The organism is Bariatricus sp. HCP28S3_A7 (genome assembly GCF_052066375.1).
Lineage (GTDB): Bacteria > Bacillota > Clostridia > Lachnospirales > Lachnospiraceae > Allocoprococcus.
Genome location: NZ_JBQHSG010000001.1, coordinates 73,006 through 89,352 on the forward strand (window position 1 = coordinate 73,006; position 16,347 = coordinate 89,352).

Genomic DNA, 16,347 nt, shown 5'->3' on the forward strand with positions numbered 1-16,347 from the left:
AAACAACAGGAGGTAATTCTTATGGAACCGATTTTGAATATTGAAAACTTAACCAAGACCTACGGCAATGTGCCGAACCAGACCAGGGCGCTGGACGGAATCACTTTTCAGGTGATGCCCGGAGAATTTCTGGGGATCATGGGCAGCAGTGGCTCCGGAAAGTCCACACTGCTTAACTGTATTGCGACGGTGATCAAGCCTACCGGCGGCAGTATCGTGATGGAGGGCAGGAATCTGCAGTCACTTGGCGGTAAGGAACTGGCACAATACCGGGGGAAGACAGTGGGTTACCTGTTTCAGAATTTTGAATTGCTGGATAATCTGACCGGCCGGGAAAATGTCTTACTGCCGACTTCCCTGCATGATGTGACAGAAAAGGAGAGTTCTCTGCGGCTGGAGCAGCTGGCGGAATATCTGGAAATCACAGATGTTCTTGATAAATTTCCCGCACAGATGTCCGGGGGACAGCGTCAGAGAGTGGCGGCGGCAAGAGCCATGATTCTTCACCCGAAACTGATTCTTGCGGATGAACCGACAGGCGCACTGGACAGTAAGAATGCGAAGAATATCATGGAAAAGCTTTCCGGATTAAACCGGGATGAAGAGGCCACGATTCTGATGGTGACCCATGATTCCAACGCAGCCAGCTTTTGCAAACGAATCCTGTTCATTCAGGACGGGGTGATTTTCCATGAGCTTCGCCGCGGCGATGAAAGCCAGCAGGATTTCTACCAGCAAATTCTGAAAGTCATGGCTCAATTGGGAGGAGGCAGCTTAAATGTTCTCTAATTTAATTCTAAGAAATAGTAAACGCAACCGCAAAGAAAACGGGCTGTTTTTCGGTTCATTGATTATTTCCATTGTTGCTTTTTATATCATCCTTTCGCTCTCCAAACAGGATGTGATGGTCTTTCTTGCGAAAATGGAAAGTGATGCGGTAAATAAATTGTTGCTGATGATTCCGGTTTTCTATGGGATGACGTTGGGAATTCTGTTTTTCCTGATTTATTTTGCCTGTAAATATCAGCTGGAGCGCCGCAGAAAAGAGTTTGGTGTCTATCTGATGATGGGAATGCGGAGAAGTAAGCTCTTTATCATGCTTCTTGCGGAGGATCTTTTGAGCAGTATTCTGGCTCTGGTGATCGGACTTCCGATTGCGGTGCTGCTTTCGGAACTGATCAGTCTGGTTACAGCCAAGCTTGTGGGGATGGGTATCATCGGCCATCAGTTTACATTTTCACTGTCAGCTGTTTGCTTTACCGTTACAGGATTCCTCGTTATCAAGCTGGCGGCGTTTCTGATCCTCAGTGGGAAAATCAGTCGGCAGGAGATCGGCACGCTTCTGGCTTCTTTCTCCGAAAAAGAAAAAAAGCAAAGGCCGGCATTTGTCTATGGGACTTGTACCGTTTCAGGCGTGATCATGCTGGCTGCCGCCTATGCCATGGCGATTCAGGGAATTGCATGGTATGCCCCGGATAAAATGCTCCTGACCCTGCTTCTCGGGCTCTTGGGAACGATTTTTCTGTTCTATGGAATGCGGGCATTGATCGCCTTACTGGTAAAGGCGGGAAAAGCAAATCGAAAACTTCATGTATTTTCATTCCGCCAGATTCAGGAAAATGTCATGCATCAGTCTACCTCCATGGCTATCAGTTCGCTGCTGATTCTGGCAGCACTGTGCTGCTTTGGCGCCGGCATCGGTATTGCCGGTACCAGCCGACAGGCGGGGGAGCATGTGATGGATTATACATTTCAGGATTATGGCGCAGAGAGTTCACAGGATGTCCTTTCTCATCTGAAGACCGTTCTGAAGGAAAATGATCTTGAAACTCAATTTTCCCAGCTTTTTGAAATGCGGATCGGCAACGTCCGGAATGGGGAGAATGGTAATCATGTGTTTCAAATGGATTCTGTTATGGAGTCTTTGGAAGGTTTCACACAATCCGAGGATCGGGATGTCCTGCTGAACAATCTGGGCTATGTTGATTATCCGTATCTGATCTGTTTGTCAGATTACAACCGTCTGTTGGAGGCTGCCGGTAAGCCTGCGCTGGTACTGGAGGAAAATGAGGCTGCCGTGTATCAGGATTATGATTTTACGACTGAGAGCAGAATGGATATGCTCAACCGTATTCTTTCTGAACATCCGGAGACCCTGCTGAATGGTACTCCTTTATATCTGACCGGCAAGATCCAGTCTGTTGATTTGGTGACCGACAGGTCAATCACCTTATCGTTTGCATTGATTCTGCCTGACGAACAGTTCTTACAATATACAAATGGAGAATATGAGGTTTATATCAATGGTATTATGAGCCGGAAAGCGGTAAAGTCCGGAAGCCTGATGACCGCGATTTCTGATATGAACGCACGGCTGGATGAACTTTGCCTTGAAGATATGGGAATTGAGTATGAAAGCTATCTGCAAAATATAGGACGTCAGCTCTTTTATATGGTAGCAGCCAGCTACATTACTATTTATCTGGCCATCATCTTTCTGGTGGTTGCCAATACTATTATGGGTGTTCAGTTCCTGATGAATCAGCAGAAGACAGGACGCAGATATCAGACACTGGTACATCTGGGCGCTACCTATAAAGATATTTGTCTATCTGCCCGGAAGCAGATCAACTGGTTTATGGGGCTGCCTGTCTTTGTCGCGGCAATCAGCAGTATCTTTGGCGTCAAGGCTCTCTTTGCGGGGATGCTTTCATCCGGAACAAAAGGGGCAGAGCGGGAGATGCTTCTGGTGTCTGCCGCTATGATTTTACTGCTTTGTGTGGTAGAATACATCTATGTAACTATAATTAAGCGTTCCAGTGACCGATATTTGCTGACGCTCATGCAGCCGCAGAGAGAAGAATAGCCGGGAAGGAGGAGTGTCATGAAGAAAATCGCTGTTGTAGAAGATGAAGTTTATACACGGGAAGAGCTTTGCAATATGCTGGAGAAGGCAGGATATTCTGCTTTGGCAGTCACTGTATTTGAAAATGCCGCAGAGCAGCTGACAGCCCTCGCTCCTGATCTTGTTATCCTGGATCTTAATCTGCCGGAGATCAGTGGATTCCAGATTTGCTGGGACCTCAAGCAGAAAACATCCATTCCGGTTCTGGTCTTGACTTCCCGGGACCAGATGTCCGATGAATTGCAGGCGCTTCGTCTTGGGGCGGATGAATATTTGACAAAGCCCTGCCGCAAAGAGCGGCTGTTGGCCAGAATCGCCAACATTCTCAAACGATTCGAAGGCCGTTCCAATCTTCTGGAAGGGCAGGGATTCCTGTTGGATCGGGGAACTTACACGTTGTACATCAATAACACTTCCGTGATCCTTCCCAGAAATCAGGGTAAGCTTCTGGAAGCATTGCTTGCGGGTGGAAATCAATTAGTGACTTCGAAGCAGCTGTGCAGGGCGCTCTGGGATACTACGGAGTTCATTGATGAAAATGCTCTGCAGGTCAATCTGACCCGCCTGAAAAAGACGATGGCGAATTTGGGCATGAAGCAGAAAGTCGTGGCTGTCCGTGGATTGGGCTACCGGCTGGAAAGGGAGGATACACCGTGAAACAGTTCTGGAATACGTTAAAACGATATGCCCCGTGGCTCATTTTACTGCTCATTATTGATTCTTTTTCTTCTCTGCTCCTATGGCTTTCCAGTGCACAGGCATTCGCAAGCCTTGTCGTGACGATTGCACTGGCAAGCTTTGTTTTGTTTTCAGTAATCGTTCTGTACGTTTATTTCAAAGAGCAGCATAAACGTGCGATTTTTCGAGCTTTTCTAATGGAACCGGACGAAGTGAACACGGAAAAACTTCTATGTGCAGTGAGTCAGCAGGAGCGGGAACAGCTTCGGGTTCTGGTCTCTGTTCTGGAGAAAAAGCAAAGCCGGATTCAGGAGACTGAGGAAGCCCTCCGGGATTATGAGGAATACGTGGAGGGGTGGGCGCATGAAGCCAAAACACCGCTTTCTTTGCTTACTATGATTTTGGATAACCGGGCCGATGAGATCCCGCCTCCTCTGCACGCCAAATTGGACTATGTGCGAAGTCAGCTTCAGGAGGATATTACCCAGATGCTCTACTACGCCCGGCTTGGGAGCAGCACGAAAGATTATCGGTTTGAGACTGTGGAACTTAGAGATGCCATAGAAGAGGTTCTTGAAGATTATGCACCTTTGCTGGAGGAAAAGCAGTTTCTCATTGAAAACAGATTACAAGACGAAACCGTCTATACTGACCGACGGGGATTTCAATTCATGATTGGCCAGATCATCAGTAACTCCATCAAATACAGTGGAGCAGAGCCTAAGCTCACTACGTCCCTGAAGCACACCGGCGAGACGGATATTTTGACCATAGCTGATAACGGTATTGGGGTTAAGAATTATGACCTGCCCTATATTTTTCAGAAGGGCTTTACAGGGGATTCTACCGACAGCCGGAAGAAAGCTACCGGTATGGGGCTGTATTTGACAAAAAAGATGGCAGATGATCTGAACCTGAAAATAGAGGCTGAATCCCGGTGGGGAGAAGGGGTGACGATTTCGATTGCTTTTCCAAAAGTGAAGTAGAATTTCGTTTATTGCTGGAGTATTGCAGGTCACTGGGAGAGCGGGAGCCTTATGAATTGGAAATTTACCATAAAATGATAAGTTAGATGTGTTGGACAAAAGGTGTTACTTCGCAGGCTGTCTCAAAGTGGGAGATGTTAGAATAATATTATTTACCACTGAAACCAGTATGGAAGAATGCAGAAATAGGAGGAAAAAGGAGAACGTTTTATGAAAGAAAAAGTAAGTATAAAAGAGTGGATTAAGATTACGCTTGCCATGTTGATTATTTCTGCTGGTGTATATTATTTTATGCTGCCGGCGAAGATTGTTGTGGGCAGCATATCCGGTCTGGTCATGGTATTGACGAATTTTGTGCCGCTTTCACAGTCGGTCTTGACGTTAATTATTAATGCGGTACTGTTAGTCATGGGATATTTATTTATTGGAAAAGACTTTGGGGTTAAAACGATTGTTACGTCATTTATGTTACCCGTGTTTCTGGCATTGTTTGAGATTGTGTCTCCGAACAGCCAAATGCTGGTATCGGACATGTTTGCAAATATGATTGCGTATTTGATCATTATTGCTTTTGGACAATCTATTTTGTTTAATGCGAATGCTTCTTCAGGTGGACTGGATATCATTGCAAAGATGTTGAATAAATATTTACGAGTCGAGTTGGGGGTGGGGATCCAGCTTGCCGGTTTTGTTACTGCGGCAACATCCATCTTTGTTTATGATACAGAAACATTAGTGTACAGTCTTCTTGGAACATATATTAGTGGTGTGATTCTGGACTATTTTATTGATGGTTCACATATGAAGAAAAAAATCTGTATTATATCGCCAAATTACGAGCGTATTAAAGAGTATATTGTAAATGAGTTGAATCGCGGGGTAACACTCTACAAAGCGTATGGTGGCAAAGATAATGAAGAAAAAATAGAAGTAGTTACAATCCTTCAAAAGAATGAATATCAATTATTGCTGGAGTACATTCATAAAACAGATGATAGAGCATTTGTAACGGTTACTTCTATTGGAGAAGTTTTAGGGAAGTGGAATGTACATCGAAGGAAAAAGATTGAAATCCAGTAACCGAACAGGACGTACTGCTTCCTTATACTGGCGAAATAACATTGACAAACTGTTGTCATTGAATTAAAATAAACCTTTAGAGATAATGTTTGTGGAGGAAGCGCAAAGATGAGATACAATTTTAAAAGGATAGAGCCCAAGTGGCAGGAGCGGTGGGAAGAGAGCAAGATCTTCGAAGCTCAGGACAACAGTGATAAACCAAAGTTTTACGGACTGGTAGAATTCCCGTACCCGAGCGGTGCCGGTATGCATGTCGGACATATTAAGGCATACTCAAGTCTTGAGGTAATCAGCAGAAAGCGCCGTATGGAGGGGTACAACGTACTTTTCCCGATCGGATTTGATGCATTTGGTCTGCCGACGGAAAACTATGCGGTTAAGACAGGCACACATCCGCGCGTGATTACAGATGAAAATATTAAAAAATTCACGAACCAGCTGAAGAAAGTAGGATTTTCTTTTGACTGGAGCCGTGTGATCGATACGACGGATGAGGATTATTATAAGTGGACTCAGTGGATCTTCCTGAAAATGTTTGAAAATGGTCTTGTGTTCAGAGACAGAACGCTGGTAAACTATTGTCCGCACTGCAAGGTTGTTCTTTCCAACGAAGACAGCCAGGGCGGCAAATGTGATATCTGCCACAGCGATGTGGTTCAGAAATCCAAGGACGTATGGTATCTGAGAATCACCGAATATGCGGACAAGCTTCTGGAAGGTCTGAATGATGTGGACTATCCGGAAAATGTAAAGCAGCAGCAGATCAACTGGATCGGCAAGTCAAAGGGTGCGTTCGTGGATTTTGCAATTGATGGATTGGACGAGAAGTTAAGAATCTATACGACCAGACCGGACACGCTCTTCGGTGTTACCTTTATGGTTATTGCGCCGGAACATCCGATTATTGATCAGTATTGCGATAAAGTGACCAATATGGATGAAATCATTGCATACCGCAATGAATGTGCGAAGAAGACGGAGTTTGAAAGAACCCAGCTTGTGAAGGATAAAACGGGTGTAAGAATCCAGGGACTGGAAGCAATCAATCCGATCAACGGTAAAAAGATTCCGATCTACATTGCAGACTATGTAATGATGGGCTACGGTACCGGAGCGATCATGGCAGTGCCGGCACACGATCAGAGAGACTATGATTTCGCAAAGAAATTTGATATTGATATTATTGAAGTAATTAAAGGCGGAGACATTTCCAAAGAAGCTTATACAGGTGACGGCGAGATGGTGAACTCCGGATTCCTGAACGGATATACCAATAAGCATGATTCCATCGAGCGCATGCTGGAAGAGCTGGAGAAGACCGGCGTGGGCGAGGCTGGTGTCCAGTATAAGATGAAAGACTGGGCATTCAACCGTCAGAGATACTGGGGAGAGCCAATTCCGCTGATTCATTGTCCGAATTGTGGTGTTGTGGCAGTTCCTTATGAAGAACTTCCGCTCCGTCTGCCGAGAGTGAAAGATTTCGAACCGGGTGAAGACGGACAGTCACCGCTTGCCAAGATCGATTCCTTTGTAAACTGCACCTGTCCGAAATGCGGCGCAGCAGCGAAACGTGAGACAGACACCATGCCTCAGTGGGCAGGATCATCCTGGTATTTCCTGAGATATATTGACCCGCATAATGAAAATGCACTGGCAGATATGGACAAGATGAAATACTGGATGCCGGTTGACTGGTATAACGGTGGTATGGAACATGTGACCAGACATATGATCTATTCCAGATTCTGGCACCATTTCCTGTATGATATCGGAGTAGTCAACACACCGGAGCCGTATGCAAAGCGATCCATTCAGGGACTGATCCTAGGACCGGATGGTGATAAGATGAGTAAATCCAAAGGAAATGTAGTCGATCCTCTGGATATTGTTGAGGAGTATGGTGCAGATACGCTTCGTACCTATGTGCTTTTCATGGGAGATTATGGGGCAGCTACACCGTGGAATGACAGCTCCGTAAAGGGCTGTAAGAAGTTCCTTGACCGTGTTGCGGGTCTGACAGATCTGGTTTCCGATGAACCGGTTTCCGATGAGCTGGAAATGAAGATCCATCGTACGATCAAGAAGGTATCTTCTGATATTGAGAGCTTGAAATTTAATACGGCCATCGCGAGTCTGATGACCTTGATCAACGATATCACGGCAGAAGGACATTTGAGTAAGGATGATCTGATCATCTTTATCAAGTTGCTGAGCCCGTTTGCTCCGCATCTTTGCGAGGAAATCTGGGAGTTCTTGGGTGGAGAAGGATTTGTCACTGTTTCTCCGTGGCCGGAATATGATGAGGGAAAAACCGTTGCCAAGACCATCGAAATCGGTGTTCAGGTAAATGGTAAGGTCAGAGGAACCATCGTCATTCCGACAGACTGTGACAAGGAAGAGGCGTTTGCGATTGCAAAGGCGGATTCCAGAATTGCTTCTTTCCTGGAAGGAAAGAATCTTGTGAAAGAGATTTATGTACCGAATAAGATTGTTAACTTTGTTGCAAAATAATAAAACAGAAAGAGAGGCCGGATCACTTGGATCACGGTCTCTTTTTAAACTTGGAATTCTTTATTGTTCACGCTTGTTAGATTCAGGCGGTTCTCTCGTAAATGATATAGAATATGAGCAAGTCTCTCTTCGAGACTCTGATTCCCGTTGATAAAGGGATAGGAGAAGCAGTTATCTGTGGGACGATCAATCGGTTCGGTACCATTGACATCCGCGCAACGGAGGTGGGACAGGATAGTTCTTTGCAGAAAATGATACATATGGTGCAGGAAGCGGAGGAGAAGAAGGCTCCCATGGCAGCAATCGGTCAGGCGACAAAGCACGGTGTGATCATCAAATCCGGGGAAACAAAAGATTTCAACACAATATAATGAGGGAATGCTTAAGAAAATGTAATGTATTTCTGTGGCTGCAAGCGCTATTTACGCTTTGCAGTCACAATGGCTCCTAGCCCGGCGGCATTGATTCCGACATGGCAGGCAATACTGCAGGACAGAGGTGAATAGTAGACCGGATGATCCGGAAATGCGGATTGTACCAGGTCTACCCAACGTTTTGCGTCTTCTTCCTTTTCAAAAGTTCCGGCAGTCGCGATCTGGAGTCTGTCTGACGGAACATCCAGGAAACGGGATGCGATGTCCGCTTTCAGTGCCTCGATCAGTTTCTTTTCACTTTGCCTGCTTCCTCTTACTTTGGCAAAGAGATCCAGTTTTTCGCCCTGTATGGTAAGCAGAGGTTTGATATTGAGAATATTGGCAATGGCGGCAGCGGAGGATGTGATTCTTCCGCTTTTTTTTAGGTATTTCAGCGAATTTACAGTCAGGAAAATGCTTGCCTGATAGGCAGTTTCTTCCAGATACTTTCTGATTTCTACTGCAGATTTTCCCTGGTCGGCAAGGAATTTTGCATCATAGACGGATTCCATTAAGGTGACAGAAATCCGATGGTTGTCTACGACCTGGACTTTGGAATCATAGTCAAGAGCGAGCTGTTTCGCTGTCTGGCAGGAACCACTGAGTCCGCTTGACATGGGAATGTGGACGATCTCATCGTATCCGCTTTCTAATACACGGTTCCAGAGATCCATGACATCTCCCGGTGAGGGCTGTGAGGAAGAAAGATTCTTGTCAGCCGTCATTGCCTGGTATAAATCTTCATTTGTGATATCGACTCCTTCCAAATAACAGTGTTCTTCTATAATGACAGGCATGGGAAGAACAAAAATACCGGATTGTCTGCCTTCTTCTACCGTGATTCCACTGTTGGTATCTGTTACGATTGCTGTTTTCATAAGTAGTTTCTCCTTGCTATTGACAAATCAAATTATATAGATAAAATAATATGAAACAACTGTATCACATCTGAAATGATTCAACAAGGGATAAGAGTGATACAAAATGAAGAAAATTGTAACATGTTGATTCACTGTAATGATTTTTGACGGAATTGCAGGGTAGAAGTGGGAGTAGATATGGATAAACGAAAAGAAGCAAATATGCGTGTGAAGGATAATATTACAAAGTCACTGTTTGATTTAATGCACAAGAAAAGTTTTTCGAATATTTCTATTACAGAGCTGATACAGACTGCCGGTGTGGCCCGGGTCTCATTTTACCGGAACTATGATTCCAAGGAGGACGTACTTGTGAAGCTGATCGATGATGTTCTGGAAGAGTATCGCAGTGAGATTGACTGGAGCGGACCGGATTATTATACGGAGCAGAATATCTGCAGGAGTTTCGCTTGCTTTAAAAAATACGGTGAATTTGTGCTGGATCTATGTGAGTTTGGCTATGGATCGATTCTGCTGGAAAAATTGAACCGGTTCCATGAAGAGATAGCGGGAAACATGCCAAACAGTTCGATGGACAAATATTATCTTTATATGTTTATAGGAGCCTTATTTAATACTTCAATCGTTTGGCTTCAGAACGGAGCAAAAGAAGATGAGAGTGAAATTACAGCGACGTTCTGCACCATCTGCGGTATATTCATGAAAAAAAAGAATTGTTCATTTCCTATAGAAGAGCATACAGTATAGAGTAGAGAATGCGCTTGCAATAACAAAATGTTGAATGCTTGGAATCAATGTGACAGGGTATTTTACATTTGTGAAAAAATGTGATTCACATTGACAAAGCGGTTCGCTTTATTGACAAAGAAATTATTGGGGCGTATACTTTCGGAGTATTCTTTGTTTTGGATTTGAAATCAGAAGATCTTGTATATATGGCGTGAATACGATTTTATAATCTGATGAAGATATGAAAGTGTGGTAAAGCGATGAGTTCAAATTGAATTTCCGATTTACTGATATTGATATTCTGGTTAAATGAAAGTACGAAAGAGTGGGTAAGGAAATGAATTTAGAAACAACAGGATTAACAGGGAAAGCAAGTGTAGATAAGCCTTGGCTGAAATACTATCCGGAAGAACTTCGGGATTTGAAAGTACCGAAAATGACAGTAGAAGCATTTTTGAAAATGAAAAACCCGGATGAGAACAAATACGCATTTGAATATTATGGCACGAAGATAACGTGGAAAGAATTTTGGCAGGAGGTTGAAATTGCCGCTAAGGCATTAAAAGTGCTGGGATTTGATGAGGGAGACAGAATTCCTGTTTTCTTACAGGCAGTACCATCGCATTTTATCCTGCTTCTGGCAGCAGAAAAAATCGGGGCGACCATGATCTGCCGTGATGATACTCCTGAGGAACTGTGTTTTGCAATACGTAAATCAAAAGCATCCACAGCTTTTGTTCATGACTATACATCAAAAGAAGACGAGAAGCTATTCAGAGCAACGACACCTATGACACGTATGATCAAGGTTTCACCTTTTGAATATGCGGATAAGAATTGTATACCGGATTATATCATGAAGGAAATTGAATCCCGTTATTCTGCAGAGACAGGATCAAGTGAAGGTGATCTTACATGGGATGAATTCATGAATCTGGGAAGAAACTATATCGGAGATTTTGCGGCATCCGTGAATCCGAACAGGCCATTATTCGGAGCATATACCAGTGGATCTACGGGAATTTCAAAACTGGTTATTCATTCGGGAGCTAATATCGTGGCTGTTGCGTTCCAGATGTCAATCTTCCTTCCGCCAACAGAGGTACAGGAGACATGGTGGATTCCGATTCTGACACCGGCTCTGGTAGCGGTAACTGTAGCCATGGGAGTATTCCCGCTGTCCGCAGGACTTAGAGTGAATCTGGATCCGTTCTGTCCGGTCAATGATATTGATATCCGGTTTATGGAATTAAAACCGAACTACTGGGCACTGATTCCGATGATGTGCGAGATTATGATGAAGAGCACCAGAATTCCGGATGATTATGATATGTCACATCTGAGAACGATCGGACCGGGCGCAGAAGCTATGAACGAGAGAAAATGTCGTGAAGTTGAAGACTTCTTCCACAGACATAATTGTATGGCTACGTTAAGTGCCGGTTACGGTCAGAGTGAAGGTGGTTCCTGCTTTACACTTCCGAACCCGATGTTCCCGCTGAAAGACGGATGTGTAGGTATGCCGATGCCCGCAACCACCTTAGCAATCTTCGATTCAGAGACCTTGGAAGAGAAGGGATATGGAGAAATCGGAGAACTGTGCATGAATGGTCCGACAAAGATGCTAGGATACAGCGGCTATATGGGTGAGGAAATGACAGATCGTACACTGATTGCCCATCCGGACGGTGAAATCTGGCTGCACACAGGTGATATCGGATATATCACAGAGCAGGGTATTGTTCACGTTCTCGGCCGTGGGTTTACGGAACGTTTTGGCGGTGGACATCTGTTCGTGATGAGAATGGAGAGCCGTGTGGTTGAGGCAGAAGGTGTGAAGGATGGTTTCTTCTGTTTAGTTCCGGATCAGGATCATGAGGGATATTTTGTACCATATTTATTCGTTGAACTGGATGAAGGCAAGACATTAGAAGAAGTAAGACCGGCAATCCTCGCAACACTGGAAGAATACGAATACCCGGCTGATATCACAGTGATCAAGGAAAGACCATATTTCCATTTTAAAACAAACAGAAAAGAATTAACGGCAGCCATCGTTGCAAGACTGGCAGAAAAAGGAACCGGAAAAATGAAGGTTGTATGGACAGAGAACGAGATGGCTTCCGGATATCAGATCTGCTACAGTACAAACAGTGCGTTTAACGGAAGCAAATCCATCGATGTTCCGTCTACTCAGAAGCTTCAGGAAGTGATTGGCGGACTGAAGAAGGGAGACCGTTACTATGTCAGAGTCCGTGCTTTCAATTCTGCCGGCTCTACAACCTACTATTCAGCATGGTCAGAGACCGAGTCCATCATTCATACTTCAATTGATTTGAAGAATGCAGTGGATGGTATTGAAGTTTCATGGACTAAAGTGAATGGGGCAAGCGAGTATCGCATTTATCGTAAGAAATTCGGGGAAAGTAATTTTGCCAGAATTGCAGTGATTAAAGATGACAATCTTTATCTTGATGATGAAGTGGAAAACGGAGCACGTTATTGCTACTATGTGGTACCGCAGGTTCAGGGTGTGAAAGCGACAACTAATATCGCGGCACAGATGTATTTGGCTGTTCCGAAGATTGAAAAATTGTGGAATAATTAATAAATATAGGAAGTTGTTTAGAGGGAACAGTGTTTTGACACTGTTCCTTTTGTAATCTAAGCAACGGATTATGTATTTTACCCATGACGGATTGGAAAGAATGTGCTAAAATTCTGGTAGGAATATTTTGGATAGGAGCAGGTGATAAAATGGATGTTCAAATGGAGATGATTCTGAAAGGCGGGCAGTTTAAGAAGCTGCTGGAAGAGCAGAGCCTTGAACTGCGTCAGAAATATGATATGAAAAAGGCGGAACTGGAAATTTTATATTTTCTCTCTCATAGTGGGATGCATGATACTTCTACCGACATTCATCAGCAGCTGCTGATGAACAGAGGCCACATTTCCCAGGCGGTCGACAGCCTCTGCAGGCGCCGTTATATCATTGCGATTCCGGATACGAATGACCGGCGATATGTTCATTATAAGATTTCGGATTCTGCCAGAGAGATCGTGGTTGAGCTGACGAAAAGAAGAGAGGAGATGAACCAGAAGATTCTGGAAGGAATCTCGGAGGAAGAATTGAGAGTTTTCCGGGAAGTTTCTGAGAAGATCAGGAAAAATATCGAGAATATTTTGTAAAAGCAGAGGAAAAGATGAAGCACAGTATGAAAAATCAATATAATAAGACAGTGACCGCATCAATCTGGACCGATTTATGATTTGGCCCGGAACCTTCAGCAAAGCATCCGCGGCGCTTCCGAAGGGTGGAACTGCGATGTTCGCGCTTCTGGCGCTTGGAGGCGATCTGGGATGTGCAGGAGTATGGATTTATTCCATACTTTTTTTTATGAGTTCCATACAGGTTTCATATCCGAGGATACTGCTGTTCATGCATAAGGCATAGTTGCGTGTATCTCCCCATTTTTGCTCTGTATGGTAGGCGTAGTTGATCGATCTTTTCTTGTCCGTATCCTTCATCATGGCAAGCGCTTCTTTTCTTGATTTCTCATAGAGTTTCATGATTCGCTGGCATTTTTCTTCTTCATTTCCGTGGATAAATACATTCAGCACGTCGGTTCTGTCCTGTAAGATATAGTCGGCACATCTTCCGACGATGACACAGTTTCCTTTTTCTGCAATATCGCGGATAATATTGCGCTGTTTCTGGTAAATATAATCATCTACAGAGCCGCCTTGTGCATTTCTTCCAACGAATGCATAAGAAAAACGGTTGTGGGTCGGAGCATATTCCCCGCGCTCGGCGATGATAAATGTCAGCCACACGGTCCAGATCAGATCGGGTGATTCTCTTGCAAATAAGGAAAATACCCAGGCAACCGGCAATACAAATAAAAATTGTCTCAGTACAGAAATAATCAAGGATTCCAATCCACTGTCCAGGGCCTGGAAGATTCCCTGATAAGCGATGTTCATTCCTGCGAAAATAAAACTGAGTGAGATGATTCTCATCGCGCTGATGCAGATATCCTGTGTGGTTCCGGATAATCCGAAAAGGGATGAAAACGGTACGGCGAGCAGCTCGATCGCTGCAAGTCCGATGATCATGATCAAGATTGTGTAGAGCATTCCGTATTTGACCCCTTCTTTTACACGGCGTTTACTGCGCATACCATGGTTGAAAGAAACGATCGGCGTGATCGCATCTCTGAGACCGAAGGCCGCAAAGAGAATAAACTGTTGTACTTTATAGTACAGACCATAGGCTGTAACAGCAGACTCGCTGATGCTTCCGAGAATAATGTTCATTCCGTAGGTCATGACAGACATCAGCGCCTGCGCGATAATGGCCGGAAGACCGATGGAATAGATTGCTTTGATGATCCGTGGACTCGGCTTCATATATTTCAGACCGTTTGTAATCTCTTTGTTCTGAGTCAGATGGAAAATGAGTCCTAAAAGGGCGGATGCAATCTGACCGAGAATAGTCGCGTACGCAGCACCTGCAACTCCCAGTGCGGAAATACCAAAAAGCCCATAGATCAGCACAGGGTCAAGCACGATATTAATGACAGCCCCTGCAATCTGTGCAATGGTCGAATACATAGAATGCCCCGCAGCCTGCAGTAGTTTCTCAAAAATTGAAAAAAATACGATTCCATCGAAGCGATACAGCTGATTCTGAGGTAAGGGACCACCATATCTTTGATTTCCGGATTCGAAGTCTGACTGGAAGCGTAAACGCCGACGCCGAAAATTCCAAATTGATTTTCATCGTTCCTAATTTGTTCATAGATAGTTCTTCGCTCATATGAACCTCCTTCGTGTTTTTTAGGAGACTTTTTTTAATTAGTACACTGACGCATTGATATTTAGACAAAGCTCCTTGACGATGGGAAATGATTCTACGGAGTTTTATCAGATATCAACGTGTCAGCACACCAGGAAAGCTACCATAACCTGTATTATGTGTATGGCCGGTGTGCGCGGTTGCATCACAGTTTCGCAAAAGAAAAAAGGTGTAAATCCAACAATCTGGATTTACACCTTTTATGGCCACACGACATAAAACATGATAGCAGTTTTTAGGAATAGATGTCAAGTCAAATATTTTGGAAGCAAATTAAAAAAGAATAATCCGCTTTTGATTGAACACATCCTGAGAGAGGCAAATCATTATCTGAGAATCCTGGATATGAAAGAGCAAAGAAAGGAGTGTGACTGCAAATAGCCGGTGAATAGACTTTTGCAAGGACTTTCGTATGCGGCAAAAAATTGGGTTGTCAAAGTGCGTTCCAAAGGATACAATATAGGGAGTGAAAAGGGCTATTTAGACGGGAGATAAGATTTATGGATGCATATACAAGTTTTGCCCGCGTTTACGATACCTTCATGGACAATATTCCATACGAAGAGTGGGCGGTATACCTGACAGGGCTTTTAAATGAGTACGGTGTGAACGACGGTCTGGTTCTTGATCTTGGATGCGGGACCGGAAATATGACGGAGCTTCTGGCTAAGGAAGGGTATGATATGATCGGCGTGGATAATGCAGAGGAAATGCTGGAGATCGCGATGGAGAAGCGGGAAAAATCCGGCCATGATATTTTGTATCTTCTGCAGGATATGCGTGAATTCGAGCTTTACGGCACGGTGCGCGCAGTGGTAAGTGTCTGTGATTCGGTGAATTACATCGATGAGGAAGAAGATCTTACGGAGGTGTTCCGTCTGGTAAATAATTATCTGGACCCGGGCGGCGTGTTTATTTTTGATTTTAATACGCTATATAAATACCGTGAGATTTTGGGAGACCGGACGATCGCTGAAAATCGCGAAGACTGCAGTTTCATCTGGGATAATTATTACTATGAAGAAGAACGGATCAATGAGTACGAGCTGAGTATTTTTATCCGTGAGAAAGAGAATCTGTTCCGCAGATACGAGGAGACACATTTTCAGAGAGGCTATACACTGGATGAGATGATACGCATGATCAAAGATTCGGGGTTGGAGTTTGTGACGGCCTATGACGCATTTACCCGCGAAGCGCCGAAGGAAGACAGCGAAAGAATCTATGTGATTGCAAGAGAAAAAGGGAAAATCAAGAAATAAATTTCTGGTTTTGTGGAAAAATATACAGACAGGAGAGTTAAAAT

General features: G+C 44.2%; 14 protein-coding genes. 12 read left to right on the forward strand and 2 right to left on the reverse strand.

The window, feature by feature from the left end; all coding sequences use genetic code 11:
- Positions 1–21 precede the first annotated feature (21 nt).
- From ACTNA4_RS00390 to ACTNA4_RS00420, 7 genes are all read left to right on the forward strand, one after another.
- Complete coding sequence (locus ACTNA4_RS00390) at positions 22–789, forward strand: ABC transporter ATP-binding protein (RefSeq protein ID WP_441028111.1); 768 nt, start codon at positions 22–24, stop codon at positions 787–789.
- Positions 779–2,866, forward strand: coding sequence for an ABC transporter permease (locus tag ACTNA4_RS00395; RefSeq protein WP_441028113.1), 2,088 nt, complete (start codon positions 779–781; stop codon positions 2,864–2,866). The genes ACTNA4_RS00390 and ACTNA4_RS00395 overlap by 11 nt, the downstream gene beginning before the upstream one ends.
- A gap of 18 nt (positions 2,867–2,884) precedes the next feature.
- Positions 2,885–3,562: a response regulator transcription factor gene (locus ACTNA4_RS00400; protein ID WP_441024467.1), complete on the forward strand. Its 678-nt coding sequence runs from the start codon at positions 2,885–2,887 to the stop codon at positions 3,560–3,562.
- Positions 3,559–4,569, forward strand: a complete 1,011-nt coding sequence (locus tag ACTNA4_RS00405; protein WP_441028115.1) for a sensor histidine kinase — start codon at positions 3,559–3,561, stop codon at positions 4,567–4,569. The genes ACTNA4_RS00400 and ACTNA4_RS00405 overlap by 4 nt, the downstream gene beginning before the upstream one ends.
- Before the next feature lie 210 nt (positions 4,570–4,779).
- Positions 4,780–5,649: a YitT family protein gene (locus ACTNA4_RS00410; RefSeq protein WP_441028117.1), complete on the forward strand. Its 870-nt coding sequence runs from the start codon at positions 4,780–4,782 to the stop codon at positions 5,647–5,649.
- Positions 5,650–5,757: 108 nt separating this feature from the next.
- Positions 5,758–8,160, forward strand: coding sequence for a leucine--tRNA ligase (gene leuS / locus ACTNA4_RS00415; protein WP_427819107.1), 2,403 nt, complete (start codon positions 5,758–5,760; stop codon positions 8,158–8,160).
- A 113-nt stretch (positions 8,161–8,273) separates the two neighbouring features.
- A complete protein-coding gene (locus tag ACTNA4_RS00420; RefSeq protein WP_427806473.1) occupies positions 8,274–8,531 on the forward strand; it encodes a P-type ATPase in 258 nt (85 codons plus the stop codon).
- 47 nt (positions 8,532–8,578) lie between these two features.
- On the opposite strand, the gene ACTNA4_RS00425 is transcribed toward ACTNA4_RS00420, so the two are convergent.
- Positions 8,579–9,451, reverse strand: a complete 873-nt coding sequence (locus tag ACTNA4_RS00425) for a DegV family protein (RefSeq protein ID WP_427806472.1) — start codon at positions 9,449–9,451, stop codon at positions 8,579–8,581.
- Positions 9,452–9,631: 180 nt separating this feature from the next.
- Between ACTNA4_RS00425 and ACTNA4_RS00430 the strand changes: the two genes are divergently transcribed.
- The 3 genes from ACTNA4_RS00430 (at position 9,632) to ACTNA4_RS00440 (ending at position 13,372) form a co-directional block, all read left to right on the forward strand.
- Positions 9,632–10,201, forward strand: a complete 570-nt coding sequence (locus ACTNA4_RS00430) for a TetR family transcriptional regulator (RefSeq protein WP_427806471.1) — start codon at positions 9,632–9,634, stop codon at positions 10,199–10,201.
- Positions 10,202–10,520: 319 nt separating this feature from the next.
- Positions 10,521–12,791 carry an AMP-binding protein gene (locus ACTNA4_RS00435; protein WP_441028119.1) on the forward strand — a complete coding sequence of 757 codons (2,271 nt, stop codon included), beginning with the start codon at positions 10,521–10,523 and terminating at the stop codon, positions 12,789–12,791.
- 149 nt (positions 12,792–12,940) lie between these two features.
- Positions 12,941–13,372, forward strand: coding sequence for a MarR family winged helix-turn-helix transcriptional regulator (locus ACTNA4_RS00440; protein ID WP_441028121.1), 432 nt, complete (start codon positions 12,941–12,943; stop codon positions 13,370–13,372).
- A gap of 189 nt (positions 13,373–13,561) precedes the next feature.
- Here ACTNA4_RS00440 and ACTNA4_RS00445 read toward each other — a convergent pair whose 3' ends face one another.
- Positions 13,562–14,797: a cytidylate kinase family protein gene (locus ACTNA4_RS00445; RefSeq protein ID WP_441028123.1), complete on the reverse strand. Its 1,236-nt coding sequence runs from the start codon at positions 14,795–14,797 to the stop codon at positions 13,562–13,564.
- Between the two features lie 466 nt (positions 14,798–15,263).
- On the opposite strand from ACTNA4_RS00445, the gene ACTNA4_RS00450 reads away from it, so the two are divergent.
- Positions 15,264–15,422, forward strand: coding sequence for a DUF2935 domain-containing protein (locus ACTNA4_RS00450; protein WP_427806468.1), 159 nt, complete (start codon positions 15,264–15,266; stop codon positions 15,420–15,422).
- 119 nt (positions 15,423–15,541) lie between these two features.
- Positions 15,542–16,303, forward strand: a complete 762-nt coding sequence (locus ACTNA4_RS00455; RefSeq protein ID WP_427806467.1) for a class I SAM-dependent DNA methyltransferase — start codon at positions 15,542–15,544, stop codon at positions 16,301–16,303.
- Positions 16,304–16,347: the final 44 nt, after the last annotated feature.